Raw genomic sequence first — 19,788 nt, forward strand, 5'->3', positions numbered from 1 at the left:
TCTTATCGGGGGAGGACTATACCAAAGATGGATAGGCGTGCACTGATTGATCAATAAAAGACTGTTTGGTTGTGTAAGTGAGCGGAAGTAAATCATAAACCGATGGTAGAATATCGGTCTAACTGAAAAATTCACAAGGAAGGAAAGACACGGATGATTTCTGTTAAGAAACATGCTGTTCGTATTAATTTTTTAATCATTATCAGTTTGGTGTTATGGGGATGTGGCGGTGGTACGCCCAAGATATTGAATGGAGAACCGATCACTGGGCTGTCCGGCAACTTCGATACCGTTAAGACATTTTCTATTACTCTGCCAGAAGATACACAGGGATTATTGCTATCGGTTGTGGGCAGTGTGGACGTACAGGCCGAGTTGCTGAGCTCTGATGGCGCCAGCATTCTAATTTGCCAGCCTATGGGTATATGCCCTGTGAATAGCCCTGTAGCCGGTGACTATGAACTCAAGCTTACCGCAACCAACGACTATGAAAATGTCGTCGTGGCTGCGACCTGGGGTGGTCCAACAGAATCAGTACTGAAGAACGATGTTGCGTTGGTTGAATTAGCCTTACCTGCTGGTTCTGTTCGGTTGGCCTCTGTATTCCTGCCGGAAAATGGTCAGGTTTTATCTCTTAAAACTACCCATATGGGTGAAGTGGGCATACGGGTATTGGATGGGCAGGCTCAATTGCGGCATGAGTGTTTCTTCCCGCTCTGCAGCGTGTCGGGCTTGGAGTCTGGGCTGTATTTTGTGGAAATTTACAATACTGCTGAATTCACCGGTGCAAGTCTAACGGCAAGCTGGGGTATACCGCTGGTAGCGACTCTGGAAAATGGTCTACCCAAGCGGGGGCTGTCGGGTGGAGATGGCGAATGGCTCCATGAGACGCTTTATTTTCCTGAGCAGGCAGAAACATTGGTGGTGGTGAGCAGTAAACCAGATGTTGAACTGGTTATTGCGGATCAGCAGGGGAATGCTATTCATTTTTGTAGCATGAGTGTTCCTTGCTTTGTAACAGGCTTAGATCAAGGTTTGTATACGGTAGCGGCTAGAATACTGAGCGCCAGTGATGACTTTTCTATTACTGCGGCCTGGGCTGGTGCGCCCATGACCTCGTTACAAAATGGGAGCGCGCGCCTATGGGATGATATTGAGCCCGGAAATCATTATCTCGATAGTTTTGTGATGCCTGTCGATGCAGCTTTTGTTGCCGTTGCACCGCTTGCAGAATCTGTTCACCAGCAAGTATTTAATGCGCAGGGTGAACGGATTGCTGATTGTTGGTTTGAGCACGCGTGTATTCTTCCTGAGCTTACGGCCGGCCTGTACTTTGTAAATAGTCATGTGTCTGAGTCGGCGGCACATCAACAGTTTAGTGTGGCGCTGAACTATGGCGGGCCTAATTATAATTCATTAGGGCGCCACGAAAACAAGCAGAATATTGATGTACCTGCGAGTGGTTATGTAGTCGAAACGTTTACGGCGCAACCACAGGATAGACGTGGTGTGTTTTTTACCAGCCACACTGCCTCATTCGAAATCTATGCAGAGGATGGAAGCAAGCTGCCATGTGATCCCTATAGTCTTTGTGATTTAAATCTGGATGGAGCCAGATCGTATATTGCCTATGTGAGATCAAATGATGTGCTGGTAGACACACTGAGCGTAGCCTTCTCCACTTGGACAAATGCTGGTGGTTCTGTTCAACATCGAGAATCGGTTCCGGTTTCATTGTCAGGCCCCTATGACGTCATGGTCGAAACGATTGCTGTGCCAGAAGATGCTGATTCCTTTATGGTGGCTTTGCCCAGCGCATCTGTATCAGCACCCAATTCGGTATTCATTGAGATATTTCAACCGGGAGACACATGGCCTCGCGATGTTTGCAATTCTAATGAGCTGTGTATTATTCCGAACTATGGATCTAATGATTATGTCGTTTTAGTGCAGGGTTTGATGACAGATCTACAGCAACCCATTACTTCCAATTGGTCGCTTACTTTTGCCGGACAGAATTATACCACCATAGGAAATGGCGAAATAAATAGCTATGAAGATATGCAGGCAGGTGATTCAATTGTTGAGAGCATATTCATTCCTGAATCTATAGGGTTGATGCGGTTTGCGGCATCGTTCAATGGGATCGTCGATGTGTTTGGTGCCAATGGGGAGCGATATTGCCATGATAGTTACCAATGTTTTGTGGAAACGAGTGCCAATACTGCATTTTATGCAAGAGTTACGTTAGGCGACGATCTGATGCCATCGTTGAATACAGCAATGGCTTACGGCATGGCTGAGATGGGTTCCTTGAGCAATGGGGATCGGCGTGAAGCGATACTAGGCAATGAATATGGCGTGATAATTGAGTCATTCTATGTGCCGGAAGGCACACAGTCCGGAATGGTTGCTGCCTATAGTCAAAACTCTGATGTGTATGTTTCTATCTATTCGAGTAATGGCGCTGAGCTTTGTCATGATCAGGGGCATTGCTCGTTTTTTGCGCGTGAGCCAGGTGTATATTTTGTAGAGCTGAGTGCGGGTTCCAAGTTGGATCCGTCAACAGATATCAGAGTGAACTATTCACTTATTTTGGCCAGTGAGACTGACACATCGATTCAGGGTAATGCTTCATTTTTTGATTTGAATTTACAATCGGGTGAAGTGCATTTGGCTTCATTCTATTTAAAGGATCATATTAATTCATTTTCATTGATCGCCACTCCTGACGTAGATGTTCGAATGTACGATAGCTTTGGTAACGAAATTCATCTAAATAATGTTGTATTGAATTTGCCTGAAGGTATGTATTTCTTACAAATGACAAATTTGTATGATACCACTGAATTCACAGCAGGTTATTCAATCGCGTTAGGCGGAGAGGAAAATACAACCATGCAGCGAGGCCTGCCCGCAGTGTTTCCGTATGAGGCTGGCGGCATTGGAGGGGTGCAGTCGTTCTACATACCAGAGGGTGTTGAATCTATAATATTAAAGAGTTCACCATCTCCACTATCATTAAATATATATCATGAGAGTGAAGATTATGGGATGACTCGACATTGTTACAATGTTGAGTCCTGCGTATTACTCAATCCTTTGCCCGGTACGTATTTTGTTCATACATACTCTCCTGTGTATCCGTCGGATCTGCACGAGGAATATTTGCTTACCATGCAGTATGTTGGGTCGGCTGTGGGTGGTTCTATGATTAATGGCGAATACGTTAGCTTTGATGGGGGCGTTGAGGGGCAATACTGGATTCAATCGTTTTATGTTGACGCTGACAATATGCCACTTGCGTTTGGTGCAACAGAAAACTTAGCGGTTAGTTTTTACTTTGAAGATGGGACTCCTATAGAGTTATATGGTAGTGGGCAATCACTGTTTTATGACTACGGCCTACCAGCAGGTGGTTATTATGCAGTGATGGAGCTACTGGCTTGGAGTGGCCGTGTTGATTGGTATGACGGAGTCAGTGCCAAAGTAATGTGGGGCGACGCTCCTACATTGGATAATGGTGAATCCATCACGACGGGCGATGCTAATTTTGTGATGGAAAGCTTTTATGCTGTTGATGGTGCTGAGGAAAACTATCCGGATATTTACGCAGGGATGGTGAGCGCATCCATTGACTCAGGGCAAGTGATTGTAGCGAGCGAATACGATCGCACGGAATGTTTTATTAGCATCTTTGATACATGCTGGTTTGATGCATTCAGACCGGGTATGTATTTTATGATGGCACAAACTCCAAACTATGAAGGTCGTGGCCCTAATGGTATGTCTCTTGCCTGGGGAGGGCCTAACGGAACATCTTTACAGAATGGCGTCGAATATCAAACTTCCGAAATTCAGTTGCAGCTCTTTGAAGTTCAGTCTATGTATGTTGATGTGCCACGGACCATCAACATAACGGCATCAGGCCACGTATATATTGAGTTGCGTAACGGGTATCCGGGCGAGGTTGTTGAAACTTGTCAGAGTGGTTGCGAATTAGAATTGCAGCCAGGGTTGTATTTTATGCATTTCAGTTTCTTTGGCCCATCCGTCGGCGAAAGCTACCGCGTGGATTGGTGAGTTAATGTTTTTATTGGGCAGGGTGGCAATCTGTGAAGGTAACGGATAAACATAATTATTTTGTTTATATTTTGGCAACTATTTTTTGGCCGGAATAGTTTTTTCCTGAGGGTATGTGGATATTCATATTTCCTGTCTGTGTTGTTATCAGTTGAGTGCTGCTGGCCATCTAGTCGATGGCCAGTTCTTTAATCCTTCTTTTCAGCGCCGCCTTTGACACCTTTAATTGGTCTACCATCTGTTCTAGATTGCCTGCACAACTCTCATAGCTAGTGGTCAACTCATCAACACTCAGATCTCCAGCCTTGCGCACGTTGGGGTTGGCTTCAATCATTTTGTATAGTGCTGCGCGTGAGATGTTGAGATCCTCGGCCGTGTTTTTTAGATCCCAGCGTTGGCGTTGCAATGCTTCCATGAGTTCTGCTTCGTCGATGGTGCTGGGTTTGCGCCGAGGCGCGGCAATGGGGGCTTCTATTTGTGGGTTGTAAACGTTGTTGTGCATTGAGCTTCCAGGAACCGGTGTGGCTTCGGCCTCAATGCCGTTGCTTTGAACCTGCTCATTGGCCTGGCGCTGGTTTTCCTCCAGCAGCATGGTTTCAACTCTGGGAGGAATGCTGGTGAAGCTGGCCAGTCGATTATGGATGGCAACTTGGCGGGCGATGTTGCGCATTTGTCGAATGTTGCCGGGCCAATCGAATTCCAATGCATGACGGAAGAACTGGTACCAGAGCATTTCCGAGTTGGGGTTTAGCTCTTGATAGTGGCGTTGTTCGGCAATGGCATCGAACTCGAAGCGTAGGAATTCTGACAGTAACAAGCAGATATCCGGTTTGCGCTGGGCAAGGCGAGGAATCCAGATTTCGAAACCGGCTAGCCGTTGCAGTAATGGATTGCGGAAGTCCTGGCTTTCTAATTTGCTTTCCAGGTCGGCATCGGTGGCGGCAACCAAGCGTACATCCACTTTGAGGGTTTCAGTGCCGCCGACGGGCCTGACTTCGCTGGTTTCCAGCGTGCGTAGTAAGGCTACCTGAACTTCATCCGGGGCGTCGCCAATTTCGTCTAAAAACAGTGTGCTGTTGTTGGCTTGGGAGAAGTAACCGGGTTTATCTTTGCTGGCACCAGTGAACGATCCTTTCTTGGCACCAAATAATTCTGAGATCGCCAGGGTTTCCGGAATGGCCCCGACGTTCACGGCCAGCATCGGGCGCGTACAGCGAGGGCTGGCATTGTGCAGTGCGCTGGCAACCAATTCTTTACCGGTGCCGGTTTCGCCTCTGATTAACACAGGCACATTTAAGTCCGCCACGCGATCTATGGAGCGGCGCACGTTTTCGATGCCATCGCTAACACCCAGCATGCGATGCATATTGCTGCTGCGGCCGTCCGGTGACAGGCTATGCAGCACCAGGATGACGCGGCCGCCCAGCTCCATCACGACGCCGTTTTTTAGCTGCTCTTCGTATACATAGTGGGGGGCGCGCACGTGGACGCCATCAACGCGGATTTCGGTACCGTCAGGATGGGGGGTGATTAACAGCCGACCGTTCAATTGCTGAATGCTGATGGGCTTGCGGCTTACGTAGCGATCATCTAGGCAGTAGCGGCTTTTTGAATAAGGGGTTCCGAATTCAGGCTCAAGCCGCGACAGTGTGCAGACTTTGCCCTGGGACAGACCTTCGAGGTAGACAGTGGCTCCTATTCGTTTCCAGTCGCTGTGATAGGCGATGGTCACGGCGTAGACGCTGGTCTGGCTACTGAAGCTGACCGGACGCTCGGTGCCCCACATAGTAGTATCGTTGCTCATTCCCGGCTCACTGAGTGGTTTTATTATCGGAGGGTGTCAGCTAGGGGATTGTAACGGTGGCAGCCAAAAATATCCATGAGGGGGCCAGGATAGTTCAGCCCCCGATCAGGACAGTAGGGCAGCCCACCACAATGGTGCCACCGTGGGCGGTACTATCCCCCATGCGAGCTGCGGGTTTACCGCCAATCATGACGGTCGCACTGCCTTTGATGATGCTGTCTGGAGGGCCTACGCACACACACATGCTGCCCATGCCAGCAGCAGGCATGCTGGCAATCAGTACGGTGGGTGCCGAGGGCATGCTAATGGGCCCGCCCACATGGGGTATGGGTACGGGAGCGGGGGTTTGCATCGGGCAGACGTGCATATCGCCGACGCGTGCTGCGGGTTGACCCATGGCGCTATCCTCTTGTGTATGATTAGTTGATCATCACCAGGCCGCCTTGCATTTTCAGCATGCCGCCGCCTTTCACTTCTGTCATGGCGCTACCATTGATTTTCACCATGGTGCCGGTGATGGTAACGCCGCTGGGATCGATCTTGATACTGTTGCCGCCGACTTTCAGTTCGATGGACATATTGGCCTGCAAGGTAATCTTCTGGGCGGATTTGTTGGTGATGGCACCGGTGATGTTCATGGTTTGTTTGCCGGTTACCTTCATGGTTTGATCACCGCTGACTTTTACGTCGTGCATGCCACCGACACTGAGGGCCTGATCACCATTGACCGAAATGCTTTGATCTCCACCGACCGACTCGCTGTGGTCACCGTCAACGCTGGTTTCACGGTTACCGGCTACGGTGAGTGCCTGATTGCCCTTGCCCAGAGATTTGCTTTCATTGCCTTCGCTGATGGTGATGGTGCGATCTTTTTTCACGGTGAGCGTTTGGTTGTTTTCTATATTGCCGGTTTCGTCAAAATGCACCAGATAGTTGTAGTTCTTGCCGGCCTCAACGTAGATCTCTTCTTCGCTGTCTTTGTCGTCAAAGCGCAGCTCGTTGAATTTCTTGCTGGAGGTTTTGAATCCGCTTTGGGTGCTGGTGTATGCAGGGCCTTGATTGTCCTTGTTATACAGAGCGCCTACTACCACGGGCCGATCCGGGTCGCCGCCGATGAAGTCTACCAACACCTCTTGATTAAGACGTGGCACGAAGCTGGCACCCCACCCGGCACCGGCGTATGCTTGAGCCACCCTTAACCAGCAACTCTTGGCCTTGTCCGCCCATGGGAATTCAACTCTGATCATGCGATGGGGATCTGCATCGGCTTTGGATGTGGAGGCATTCAATTCCACCACTTTTGCCGTCAGTGGGCCGCCCATTCTCTGTTTGACCCGTGTTTGCGGGGCGCGGAATACCACTTTGTCGGGGATACAGCTGAAGCTATTTTGGTATTCACCGGCACTATCGTTTTTGTTGCTGGCAGCGTGTTGAATTTCGGTGATTACGTAGGTATTGCATTCCGATTTGATATGGTGATCCAGGGTGAAGCGGCCACCGGCGAAGAAGCTGCCACAGTAACCAGAGCCCTTAGCGATATCATGGGCTGCTTCCAGGCTTTCAAGGCGTACGCCGTTTAGGTTCTTGTTGGTGGCCACATCAAAATCGTGCGCAGCCTGGCCGTTGGATTTGAAGTTGAAGCCGCCAAAATCCTGAATGGTTTTTTCGCCGGGGCTTTGCGCAAACTTGTGCTTGGTGGATAGCGTCTGCTTGTAGAAATTCTTGGGTGTATCGTGGTTATAATCGGTCATCTCGAAGCTGCCAGCATGGTATTTCATCTCTCTATGCCAGCTGAGAATCTTGGCGGCTTCTTCGAAATCCGATCCTACATTGAGCTTAACGTTTTTTTCAGCGCAATCGGTGTAGCCACTGGTGCTATCGCACAATACCATGGTGTGTTTATCTTTTTCATGGATGAAGTAATACGCGATACCTTCTTCTTCCATGAGGCGCGTGACAAAATCGAAATCGCTTTCACCGTATTGAACGCAATATTCTTTTTTCAGGTAAGTAGCGGATGTTTTCTTCTCAAAGGTACCGAAATCACCGTATTCCTTGAGGATACTGCTGATGATGTCGACCGCGGTTTGCTCCTCATAGATTCGGTGATGGAACGATTGGGTCGAAAACCAAAATCCGGGCACCAGTCGTAAGGTGTACTGGCGAAAATCACCTTCAAGTTCGCCTAACGAAAAGCCGTTTACCCGACCATGGAAATAGCGCGGGGTTGCGCTGTCTTGGTAGTGAAGGGCAACTGAACATTTTTGGCCAATGACATCACTGCTGCTGAGGCTGTGATTCTTCGACAGGATGGTTACCGACAGGTTGAAGGGTTGCGAGAAAGCTTCGATGCCTTGTAGCGCGATGGCGATGGCGTCGCTGCTGATAAAGCTCGCTGAGATGGATAAAAGTCGATTGTCCTGGCTGATTGACATGGCCGGAGCCCCATTGTTTTGTGGTTATTGATCAGAGTGGAATGGGGCGAGGCAGTGCTGCCCCGCCCGCGGCAATTTACTGAGGTTTGCCGGTGGTCAGGTCATAACCCACTTTCATGTTCTGGCCGTTTTTGTTGGTTTTGTCTGCGCCTTGCAGATCCGCTACGATTTTGGAGTAGCTGAGGCTCAGGCTTTCGTGAGGCGCACTGCCGCCGCTGGCACTGACGCTGTAAGAGCTGATCAGCACGTCTGTCAGTTCGTAAGCGGCAAATTTCTCGACCTGTTTGGCACCAGTCTGAACGATGTGAATTTGAACCACAACGCCTTCTACACCGGTGAGTGACTCTTTGAACAGGCCACCGGAAGAATTGTCCATCATTTTGGACACGGATACTTCGCTGAGAGAAGGGCGGCTGGCTTCACGGTTGGCCATGTTGCCCACTTCCATGCTGATACCGCGGCCGGTACCCAGGTTGAAAGAATCCAGTTCGATCCAGTCTTCATAACCGGCTGCGGTTACGTTGCCCTTGATCTTTTTGTTGTTGAAGTTCATGTAAATAGCCATGGTGTCGTGCTCCTTGGGTGATATTGGTTACTTCTGATATTGTAGTATCAAATCTTGTGCCAACTCCACAAGTTGTTGTTTTATAAGGATAATTAAGCCGTGGGTTGCATCGGTGCTGATGTCGTAATCATGACTGCGCTGTAGATGCACGCCATTTCAGGAAGTGACAAGTCACATTACATTTCGGCGTGTCACACCATCAGGATGAAAATGAGACACAAAAAAAGCGCCCGGAGGCGCTTTTCTTTGCGAGGTGGGGTGTTGCTAAGTAAAGCTCTTACTGAGGTTTGCCGGTGGTCAGGTCATAACCTACTTTCATGTTCTGGCCGTTTTTGTTGGTTTTGTCTGCGCCCTGCAGATCCGCTACGATTTTGGAGTAGCTGAGGCTCAGGCTTTCGTGAGGCGCGCTGCCGCCACTGCCGCTGACGCTGTACGAGCTGATCAGTACGTCTGTTAATTCATAGGCGGCGAACTTTTCTACTTGCTTGGCACCGGTCTGCACGATGTGAATTTGAACCACAACGCCTTCAACGCCGGTGAGTGACTCTTTAAACAGGCCGCCGGAAGCGTTGTCCATCATTTTGCCAACGGATACTTCGCTGAGAGAAGGGCGGGTGGCTTCGCGGTTGGCCATGTTGCCCACTTCCATGCTGATACCGCGGCCGGTACCCAGGTTGAAAGAATCCAGTTCGATCCAGTCTTCATAACCGGCTGCGGTTACGTTGCCTTTGATTTTTTTGTTGTTGAAGTTCATGTAAATGGCCATGGTGCTGTTCTCCGTCGGGAAAGGTAGTTTTGAATTCGGTACTGCGTTTTTGTGTTGCTTGATAAAGGTATATCAAAGACCGTGCCAGTTTCGTAACTGTCTGTTTTAAAACGGTATATTCAGCTGGGAGAGAAGACGGCAGGGCACCAGTGCCAAAAAAGAGCGGGAACAGCAGTGAATCACGAAAAGTGACATGTCACCCGAGCCGGAATCAGGCCGTGGGTGACAGAGTGTGATCAGGCAGCTTCGCCCCGGCCACCTGCGGCAAGGTCCAGACCCTGTCGAATATAAAGCTTGAACTGGTCGGCGGCGTTGTCTGGATCGGGTGCAAAGGCGGCCATCGAAATGGCACCGGATACAGCGTGCGCGTAGAGAAAAGGGGGGGCGGGCATATCGGGTTCGCCGGGTTTGGCCATGCTGCCGCCACTCCAGAACGCCGAGGTGGCAGCCCAGCTGGCGGCCGATTTCTGCTGGGTTTTTTCACTCCAGGCTTTGGCCAGTTGACGCTTTTCTTCGTTGGGTTGCATTGCCCATTGCTCTGCGGCGTTGAGCGCAGCCTGTTGTGCTGCGGGCGCATCCGCAGGCATCGATTTTTTTACTGCCAGACAAGCCCACCAGATGGCTTCGCGCTTAGGCAGTCCGTGGGCCAGGAATTTTACGGCATCAAAATAAAGATCAGCCTTGATGAGCTGCTGAATAAACTCGGACGGAGACAGATTGCCTTTATCTGCAAACTCGACGGCTTCTTCACTCAGTTCGAAATGCTTGAGAATTTCGCTGGCTTGCTTGGCGGTAATCTTAACCAGTTCTGACATGGGAGAGGTTCCAAAAAACAATTTAAAGGAATGCTGTTGATGGACTATAGCATATTGGAATTCTAGGGATTTTGTCGCTAAATTTCTGGGGAGATCAGCAGCCAGCTGGACTCACTCCACGCTATTAATACGATGGGATGTGGGCGGTAGTGCGCCGGAAGCGGGTGTTTGCGGTGGGCGCGAGGCCCACCGTATTGATACTGTTTGCGTTATGCGGCGGCGTAGTCCAGCATCATATGATTGTTATTTGAAGGCATGGTTACGTGGGTGGTACGGCTGCGCTTGCGATGTTCCTGTGGCGTCATGTCGGTCCAGCGCTTGAATGCCTCGCGGAAACTGGCAGCATCTTTGAAGCCACATTTATGGGCAACGGCACTGGACTTTAATTTGGGATCGGCCAGGTAGTGCAGCGCCAGCTGTAACTGGTGTTCGTGACAAATGCGGCGGTAGCTGGTGCCTGCTTCCTGCAACTTGCGCCGCAAAGTGCGTGGTGTTACGTGCAGCCGGTCAGCGATTTGATCCAGGCTGGGCAGAGGGCCTTCCTGTTTGCCAATTTCTGAACGCAGCATCCAGGTCAGATCCCCTTTTTGCACTTGCGCCACCCGCTCTGCTTCCAGTTTACAAACAGCGATAGCCTGTTGCTCGGTGATGGGGTTGCCTGTGGGCAGTGCTCGCAGCATCAGTTCATTGGGGATCACCAGCATGCTTTTTTCACGGTTAAACGAAAACGGGCAATCAAAGTATTTTTCGTAGCTCTCGTAGTGTGCTGGCGGTGCATAGCTCAAATGAACTTCCGCAAACACGTTGCGTTCTTTAACCAGTGATCGAATCATGCTCTGCATTGAGCAGATCAACAACTCATGCGAAAAGCTGGGGGAGAGTGGAAAGCTCATGCCTTCCTGCCTATCGATCACGATTTCGGTGACGTCTTTGCGGAAATGGGGCGTGAGGCTGAATCGGCTGCGTACTATACTGCGGAAACGGTTTCCGGTTTCCAGAGCAGATCCCAGGGTTTGTGAACAAATCATGGCCACTGACAACACGCCCCAGCGCGACAAATTCAGGCAAGAACCCAGCGCCAGCGCAACATCTGGCCGGTTGGTGATACGGAAGATGTTGTGGTAGATGATGTCAAATTGCCGCAGGGAGACCAGGGTCTCCGGGTTCAGAATATGTTCTTCTTTCAGGCCAGTACCCAGCAACCATTGCCGAGGGTGAAAACCTTCTCGCTTCATAAACTGTTTGATAAGAAACAGTTCCGCACTGGGATAAATTGCCTGATCTTCGAACGCAGTCATGGTATTCCCCTTCATTGTTGTTTTTGGTGAATCAAGGAGTACTGCCTGTGTACTACACACCTTGGGAGTGAATTTGGGCCACTCTTTATCTTGTGATGGCCAATGATAGGGTGATTTGGGACGAAATACGAGTCATTTTTTGTAAATGACTCATAGTACGGCATAACTAAAAAATATCTCAATTTAGTCAAGAGGTTAGCGTAAATCATGAGCACTAACAGTCAGATTCAACAACAGGTAAGCAAAGAAGAATGGCAACAAAGGGTGGATTTGGCCGCCTGTTATCGCCTGGTGGCGCAGTTCGGGTGGGACGATTTGATTTTCACTCACATCTCGGCAAGGGTGCCTGGGCCGGAGCATCATTTTTTGATTAACCCCTATGGAATGCTGTTTGAGGAGATCACGGCATCCAGTTTGGTAAAGGTGGATCTGCAGGGTAACAAGGTGATGGACAGCGATTTCGACATTAACCCCGCCGGTTTCACCATCCACAGTGCCATCCACGCTGCCCGTGATGACGCCAAGTGTGTGCTGCATACTCACAGTATCAACGGCGTGGCGGTATCGGCGCAGAAAGAAGGCGTGTTGCCCATCTCTCAGCAATCCATTTTTGTACTGGCGTCTTTGGCCTATCACGATTATGAAGGGGTGGCGCTGCGTGATGATGAAAAACCACGTTTGGTGGACGATATTGGGGACAAGTTGTTTTTGATGTTGCGCAATCATGGGTTGTTGACGGTCTCTGAATCCATCGCTGATGCATTCTTGTACATGTATTTGTTTGAGGCCGCTTGTATGATTCAGGTGCGTGCCCAGTCAGGCGGTGGTGAGCTGCTGCCTATTGCGCCCCAGATAATTGATACCGCTATGGCTCAGGCGCAAGCGGTAACACGGCAAGCGGGAGGGGCGTTGGCCTGGCCCGCGTTGCTGAGAAGACTGGATCGAAAAAATCCGGGATACGATCAATAGAAAATGGCACCCATAAGGGTGCCATCGTTGTTGCTGGATGTAGCTCTGCTGACATCAAGGTTGCGTGATGATCACCTCCTGTCGCTGAGTGATGTTGGTTTCTATGCCGTCTGCTGTGATCATAATCGGCGCGGATAGGATGCTGCCTGGCGTGACCGTAGCGTCGACCGTAGCGGTAATGTCCACCCTGACTTGTGTTCCGGCCTGAATAGTGTCCAGGCTCCAGAACACTTCATCATTGGCGCCACAGTATCCCACCGAAGTGCACCCTGAGTGGCCGGTGCTGACGGGATTGGTATCGCGGACCCGGTTAAACGTGATACCCGCCGGTACTCGCATCATCAGTTGTGGATTTTCGATCAGGCCACCTGGCGAGGTATTCTCCAAGGTAATGCTGTACACCACGCTGTCGCCTGGATTGACTGCAGAGGATGATACTTCGTAATCCACATTCAATCGCGTAGGCTCAGAAACAGTAATCGATGTATTGAGCGCCTGATCCAGCTCCATACCGTCATCGTGCATCAGCTTGGCGTGAGCGGTTAGAATGCTGCCGCTTCGCGCATCGCTCGCTAAAGTAACGGTCAGAGTTCTCTGCAGGAATGCCGCCGCATCTAACCGGGAAACAGTCCAGCGCACCTGATTGCCCACTTGAGTGCCACCATCGCTGATCGCATCAACGGCTAAGCCTTCTGGTAACGAAATCTCCATGGCGATGTTATCGAGCGCGTCATTACCTGCATTACCCAGGCTCAGCGTGTATTGGAAAGCGCCTCCTGCAACGATTGTCCCGGTGGTGCTGCTTAACGTAAAGCCAACAGGTTCGGAAGCCACCACTTGCAGGCTGCGCTGCAGGTGAATGGTGTCTCCCAAAGCGTCGGCACTGACATAGACGGGCGTTTCGATCACCGTACCGGGTGGGATTGTGTTATCGACGGTACCGTTTATTTCGATCGTAATGCTTTCACCTGCCTCCAGATCGCCCACATTCCAGAACACTTCATCATCTTCGGCACATTGACCCACGGAGGTGCAACCAGAATGGCCAGTGCTGTCAGGAGCAACCTGTGTAATGCGATTGAAGCTGACGCCTTCAGGAACTTGCATCATCAGTATCGCGTTACTCACCCTGCCACCCAGAGACGTGTTGCCTAAGGTGATGTGGTAGGTGAAGTCGTTGCCCGCCGCCACGATGGTGCGATCCAAGTGGTAGTCGACATTCAATCGCAATGGCGCAGAGACCGTGACCGATTGCTCCACAATTTGATCGCGCTCAAGACCCTCATCAATCTGCAGCGTAGCTTTGGCTTTTAGAATAGAGCCTGCTTGGGCGTCTGCGGCGACTGCTACGGTTATGCTGCGATGGATGCTGTGGGTTGGGAGCAGTGATGTTTGAGTCCAGCTGACACGTTTACCCGTTACCACCCCAGTGCCTGCATCGATAACCGTAAGCTCAGCAGGCAGTTCCAATTCGACGTGAATATCATCGAGCACGTCATCGGTTGGGTTTCCCATTTCAAAGTGATATTGAAAGTGTTGGCCTGGAGCCACTGGTTCGGCCGACGCCTGTAGATAAAAGCTGGCGGCCTGCTCAGCGACCACGCTGGCACTGTCCTGTAGGTGCAGAATGTCACCTAAGCCATCAGCCTGTATGAACACGGGCGTGGTGATGACGGTTCCCGGGGGCGTTGCATTTGCGATAGTTGCGTTAATCTCCAGTGTCACGCTATCGCCTTCTGCAAGATTGCCGAGGTTCCAGAACACTTCGTCGCCGGCATCGCAGTAGCCGACCGAAGTGCAGCCGGAGTGCCCGGTACTGTTGATGGACGCATTCGCCATACGGTTGAACAGCACCCCGTTAGGGACGCGCATTTGCAACACCACGTTCTCTACAGTCCTACCCAGCGAGGTGTTACTGACACTGAGGTGATACTTCAGTTCGCCATTGGGAGTAACGACCGCTTTCGCCAAGTGGAAGTCGGCTTGCAACGCAATGGGATCGGATACAGTGACCGAGCTGGCAAGTGATTGATTCAGATCCAAACCAGCGTCATGGGAAAGATCGGCGAAGGCAGTGAGTGTCTCGCCTGGCTTAGCGTTCATGGCAACGGTCGCTGAGATACTGCGTTGCAAAGACGCTGTGGGCAATAAGCGAGGAACTGTCCAGGTGATGGTGTCACCGTCGACAATGCCTCCGTCGTCGATGCGATCAATGATGATTGAGGGTGGAACGGTCATGGTCAAGATGGCGTTCTCATGAACATCATCGCTGGCGTTACCGTAGTAGAGAAGGTACTCGAAGCTTTCCCCTGGGGCCAAAGCATCACTGGAAGAATATAAGCCAAAAGACGTTTCCTGTTGTGCCACAACACGAACAGAGCGCTGTTGCTGGATCACATCTCCAAGCCCATCAGCCGACACGAATATAGGTGTTTGCAGCACGGCTCCAGGTCTGACCAGTTCGGATACGGTAGCGTTAACTTGAAAAGATATGCTGTCACCGGGAGTAAGATTGGGCAGTTGCCAGAACACTTCGTCACTGCCATTACACATTCCTACAGAGGTGCAGCCACTGTGGGCGGAGCTGTCCAGCGTCGCGTTGGCTATTCGGTTGAAGGTAACACCGGATGGGACTCGCAGCATAACCACAGGATTGCTCACCGTATTCACGGCAGAGGTGTTACTGATATTGATGCTATAAATCAGGCTTTCACCCGCGGCCACAACCGACTGCTGCGTTTGGTAATCCAATTGCAGATGCAAAGGCTCAGAAACAGTGATGGTGTCGTTCAGTGTTTGTGCAGGCCTGCCTGCATAACTCAAGGTTGCGGAAGTGATCAACGTTGCGGCTTCTTGCATGGATGTGGGTAGGCTGATGGGCAGTGAGCGCTGCAGTGATTGTGTAGGCAGCAGGTCAGGTATCGCCCAAGTCACTATGTTGCCGTTGACTGTACCCGAGTGGCTTGGCGTACGAATGTTCACGTTGGCAGGTAATTCCAATGCCACTGTAATGTCGCGAATCATATCGTCGCTGGTATTGCCGATAGCGAGGGCGTAATCAAAAGTGCCGCCCGCTGCAACCGGCTCTGTGGAGGGTGTAATGGTAAAAGCCACCGGTTGTGCAGCGACTACCTCGGCGTGCCGAACCAGTTCGATGGATTCGGATACGCTGTCAGATGTGATGCTTAATGTGGTGCTCAGGATGCTGCCGGGTGTGACACTTTCCGCTACCGTTGCATCAACTTCGAAACTTAAGCTGTCGCCACTGTTTAGATCACCCAGGTTCCAGCTGGAGATATCGCCTCCATCACAATAACCCACTGACGAGCAGCCAGTGTGTCCAGTACTGTTAGTGGAGGCATTACCGATGCGGTTGAAGCTAACACCTGCAGGAATGTGCATATCTACAACAACGTTGCCAAGGATATCCACATCTGAAAGGTTAGCGACCGTTACCAAATATACCAAGTGTCCACCGGGCGTTACCTGACTGGACTGAACTTCAAAACTGAACTGATCGGTTGTTGCAATGGGGAAGCTTGCTGCGTTGGAAGGATCGGTGCCAGCGTCAATTTCTGTTTGGTTACTGAAGCCGTCATTGTCAAAATCTTCCTGCCCGTCATCAGTGCCATCGTCATCTGAATCGTGTTTGTTGATGTCATAGCCAAGCACCTGCTCCCAATAATTGCTGAGGGAATCACCGTCTTCGTTTTCCTGGCCGTCTTGAATGCTATCGCCATCGCTGTCGATATTGTCTGGATCGAGACCATGTTCCAGTTCGTATGAACTCAACAACCCGTCACCGTCCAGATCGCCATCCGACAGCGTGATTTGCAGTGTGTCGATGTCGTCAAACTGACCGTCACTGACGGTTAGCTGCACCAGATAGCTGCCGGGGCGATTCAATGCGAGCGATGGTGTAGCCGAAGTATCGCTGCTGAAGCTGTATTGCGCATCGGCGGGCGCATTGGTTACAGCCCAATGGTAAGTTAATTCATCGCCGTCCGGGTCAATAGAATGTTCCGCATTAAAATTAACGGTTGATCCCAAGATGAGACCACCCTGGTCCGGGCCTGCTACAGCCTGCGGCGGTGTGTTCTGATCAACGGTGACAATGACGGGGCGTGATTCGCTTTGGAGTTCTCCATCGCTGACAGTGAGCTGAATGACGTAAACGCCTTGTACGTCTGCCATAAAATAAGGTGTTTCAGTGTCTGCGCCCAGGAGTTGGGCGCTGCTGCCAGAGGGTACCTCACTGAACGACCAATTGAATGCCAAGGCATCGCCGTCTGGGTCAGATGATAGCGAGCCGTTCAGCACCACCTGAATTCCAGGGTTGCTGAAAGATTGCGGCGCGCCGGGATCGGCAGTGGGTGCATGATTGGTCAGCGAATCCACCGAGATATGTAGATTGTCGGTGTCGGTAGACTCACCATCACTCACCTGCAGTTGAACAATGTACTGTCCGCTCACATCTGGTATGAAATCAGCGTTAACTGAGGTGCCATTATTGAGGCCAGCAGTGCTGCCATCAGGAATACTGAGTAAAGACCAGATAAAGCTAAGCGTATCGCCATCCACGTCGGTGGAATCGGCTGCACTGAGGCTCACGCGCTCGCCAACTGTAACCAACTGATCGTCACCGGCGTTGGCAATAGGCGCAGTATTCCCAGCATTAACCATCACCCTGTCAGTGCTGGAAAGATCGCCATCTGTAACCGTCAGTTCGACCTCGTAACTGCCTTTTTGGTCAATGATAAAATTGGGCATGCTGGTGTTGGATTGGTTTAATGACGCAGTAGAGTTGGCGGGTATCTGCTGGGTGAAGGCCCACGCATAGGTCAGGGTATCGCCGTCAAAATCGCTGGACTGGGTACCGTTCAAGGTGACATGGTCGCCAACTAACTTGCCGCCAATGTCTTCGCCTGCATGGGCAACCGGAGCTACATTATTGGTTGTGATGATGACAGTATCCTGAACGCTGGCAGTGAATCCATCACTGACTGTGAGCGCAACAATGTAGGTGCCGGATACGTCGATATTTTGCAGAATAGGCATGGTATCACTGGCAGAACTTAACATTGCGGTACTGCCGATGGGCGTATCCAATATCTGCCAACTGAAATGCAGTGCATGGCCATCAGCGTCAGAACTATTGCTGCCGTTAAGTTGTGCTGAGCCGGGTGAGTTGGGTGTTAAATCTACCGCGCGATCGGCGCCTGCATTCGCTATAGGTGTGGTATTGGTGAGGGTGATGGAGGAGGTTTGCGGGTTGCTATCCACTAAACCGTCGTTGACGATCAGCTGAATCACATAATCCCCCGGCAGGTCTGCCGCCAATGAAGTCTGCGGCGCACTGGGACTGGTAATGTCAGCATTGTGGCCGACAGGTCCGGACAGAATAGACCACTGAAAGCTAATGACATCACCATCGGGATCTGTCGATGCACGTCCATCCAGAGGGATGGTAGCCGTGATGGATTGCGGTGAGCTGATGTCTTTAATTATTGCCGATGGTGCGTGATTTTCGCTATCGCGAGGTGTGTCGTTACTGTCATTGCCACCTCCCCCTCCGCCACAGGCGGTGAGTCCGACAGCGATTACAGTCGGTGCTATGATGCGGGCTAACGGTGTTAACCAGCAGGGAGGTTGTCCCTTTGGGTTGCCAGAAGTTTCGTGTGTCATGATAAATCCCCTATTTGTCGACGGGTGCGTCCCATACCGCTACAAGCGTACGCACGTTGTTGGCGTGTTCTGTTTAAAAAATTCCTTCCCAGAGCACGTCCATGCTGGGTTATGAAAAGTCCAGGGCATTTTTCTGAAGCGAAATTTGTTGCCTATTGCTTGCATAGTCAGGTTGTTGGATGAATAGGGGGCGAACCATGAACGAAATTACACCGCACCAGGTAATGACCGAAGTGGCATTGGCCATGGCCATGGCATTTTTCTGCATGATGGTGCTGGCATTGGTGTCACTGGGCGTGCGTGCGCCACCGGCGCAGCCAAAGCTGTTTCAGGTGGAGCAGCAGGCGATTCAAACCACGAAAGCAAGCAAACAATCCGCAGATATGGGATCGAAGTGGGTGATCTATCATCATGGGGATTTCTTTGATCAGGATCTAAAACCCATTGATCCTGTTGAGTTAAATCAGACAAATGTACTAATGGCGGTGTCGCCGGAATTGAATTTGCAGCAGCTTATGTCAGCACAGTCACAGATTTCTTCCCCTAACGTTTCCATAGCCCTTTTGGATAAAGGTTGGTTGTCTCGATTGGAGGAAATGCCATGAATGTAAATATTTCACAGAAATTCTCGATGCTTATTGTGGGCATATTGCTGATAGGCATGGGGGTAAGCAGCAACGTGTGGGCTAAGTCCAGCCTGTCGCGTATGGAGTTGACTCGATTAATCGTCAATGAGGCGATGCAGTGGGAGGTTGAGCCGGCGCTGGCATTGGCAGTGGCTAAGGTTGAATCAAACTTCGACCCCCAGGCCTTAAGTCACGCGGGTGCAAGGGGGGTGATGCAGATCATGCCCAGTACCGCCATGGGTGAATTCGGTGTGCATCGCTACCGCTTGTACGATCCAAATGTCAATGTTCGCCTGGGGGTGCGATATTTGAGGATGCTGCTGGATCAGTATGATGAGGATGAGAGCCTGGCCTTGTCTCACTACAATGGCGGGTCACGGGTGCGTCAGAGTGATGGATCATTGGCGGTGATCCCCGCCACCAGAGCGTATGTTGAGCGCGTTCTGCAGCAAAAAGCACATTTCGCCAACCATTCATTGGTACTATCCGCTAAACGGGGTGATCTGGATCGGCGTTACGATCGTTTGGCGCAGGCTGATCTGGACGACTTCGGTCAGTCAGCGCGCCTGGGCTCGGTGGGCATGCCTGTTGCTGTACGCGCAGAGCCTCAGCATGAAAGCAGCGAGCGAGCTCAGCTTATTCAGGCACTGCGGTCACTTAAGTTCAAAAACAGGGTGCGGGCCGTATCAGATCGAGGTTGGCATGCGCATTCACCCGAGCCGTTGGATGATTTCTAGCAAGC

General features: G+C 51.0%; 12 protein-coding genes. 4 read left to right on the top strand and 8 right to left on the bottom strand.

Annotation, left to right across the window (positions count from 1 at the left end; all coding sequences use genetic code 11):
* Positions 1-153 precede the first annotated feature (153 nt).
* Positions 154-4,083, top strand: coding sequence for a hypothetical protein (locus Kalk_RS12235; protein ID WP_101894522.1), 3,930 nt, complete (start codon positions 154-156; stop codon positions 4,081-4,083).
* Between the two features lie 169 nt (positions 4,084-4,252).
* Here Kalk_RS12235 and Kalk_RS12240 read toward each other — a convergent pair whose 3' ends face one another.
* From Kalk_RS12240 to Kalk_RS12270, 7 genes are all read right to left on the bottom strand, one after another.
* Positions 4,253-5,887: a sigma 54-interacting transcriptional regulator gene (locus tag Kalk_RS12240; RefSeq protein WP_101894523.1), complete on the bottom strand. Its 1,635-nt coding sequence runs from the start codon at positions 5,885-5,887 to the stop codon at positions 4,253-4,255.
* 94 nt (positions 5,888-5,981) lie between these two features.
* A complete protein-coding gene (locus Kalk_RS12245; RefSeq protein WP_101894524.1) occupies positions 5,982-6,284 on the bottom strand; it encodes a PAAR domain-containing protein in 303 nt (100 codons plus the stop codon).
* A gap of 22 nt (positions 6,285-6,306) precedes the next feature.
* The gene (locus tag Kalk_RS12250; RefSeq protein ID WP_101894525.1) at positions 6,307-8,322 is read right to left on the bottom strand and encodes a type VI secretion system Vgr family protein; all 2,016 of its coding nucleotides are present in this window, start codon (positions 8,320-8,322) and stop codon (positions 6,307-6,309) included.
* A 76-nt stretch (positions 8,323-8,398) separates the two neighbouring features.
* Entirely contained in the window at positions 8,399-8,887 is a 489-nt protein-coding gene (locus Kalk_RS12255) for an Hcp family type VI secretion system effector (RefSeq protein ID WP_101894526.1), read from the bottom strand.
* Positions 8,888-9,164: 277 nt separating this feature from the next.
* Complete coding sequence (locus tag Kalk_RS12260; protein ID WP_101893950.1) at positions 9,165-9,653, bottom strand: Hcp family type VI secretion system effector; 489 nt, start codon at positions 9,651-9,653, stop codon at positions 9,165-9,167.
* A gap of 236 nt (positions 9,654-9,889) precedes the next feature.
* A complete protein-coding gene (locus Kalk_RS12265; RefSeq protein ID WP_101894527.1) occupies positions 9,890-10,468 on the bottom strand; it encodes a DUF6931 family protein in 579 nt (192 codons plus the stop codon).
* 209 nt (positions 10,469-10,677) lie between these two features.
* Positions 10,678-11,766 carry an AraC family transcriptional regulator gene (locus Kalk_RS12270; RefSeq protein WP_158643462.1) on the bottom strand — a complete coding sequence of 363 codons (1,089 nt, stop codon included), beginning with the start codon at positions 11,764-11,766 and terminating at the stop codon, positions 10,678-10,680.
* 207 nt (positions 11,767-11,973) lie between these two features.
* On the opposite strand from Kalk_RS12270, the gene Kalk_RS12275 reads away from it, so the two are divergent.
* Positions 11,974-12,735: a class II aldolase/adducin family protein gene (locus tag Kalk_RS12275; RefSeq protein ID WP_101894529.1), complete on the top strand. Its 762-nt coding sequence runs from the start codon at positions 11,974-11,976 to the stop codon at positions 12,733-12,735.
* Positions 12,736-12,789: 54 nt separating this feature from the next.
* Here the strand turns inward: Kalk_RS12275 and Kalk_RS12280 are convergent, their stop codons facing one another.
* Positions 12,790-18,420, bottom strand: a complete 5,631-nt coding sequence (locus Kalk_RS12280; protein WP_101894530.1) for a PKD domain-containing protein — start codon at positions 18,418-18,420, stop codon at positions 12,790-12,792.
* Positions 18,421-18,617: 197 nt separating this feature from the next.
* Between Kalk_RS12280 and Kalk_RS12285 the strand changes: the two genes are divergently transcribed.
* Both Kalk_RS12285 and Kalk_RS12290 read left to right on the top strand, forming a co-directional pair.
* Positions 18,618-19,025: a hypothetical protein gene (locus Kalk_RS12285; protein ID WP_101894531.1), complete on the top strand. Its 408-nt coding sequence runs from the start codon at positions 18,618-18,620 to the stop codon at positions 19,023-19,025.
* Positions 19,022-19,783: a lytic transglycosylase domain-containing protein gene (locus tag Kalk_RS12290; protein WP_101894532.1), complete on the top strand. Its 762-nt coding sequence runs from the start codon at positions 19,022-19,024 to the stop codon at positions 19,781-19,783. The genes Kalk_RS12285 and Kalk_RS12290 overlap by 4 nt, the downstream gene beginning before the upstream one ends.
* Positions 19,784-19,788 lie beyond the last annotated feature (5 nt).

The organism is Ketobacter alkanivorans (genome assembly GCF_002863865.1).
In the GTDB taxonomy this organism is placed as follows: Bacteria; Pseudomonadota; Gammaproteobacteria; order Pseudomonadales; family Ketobacteraceae; genus Ketobacter; species Ketobacter alkanivorans.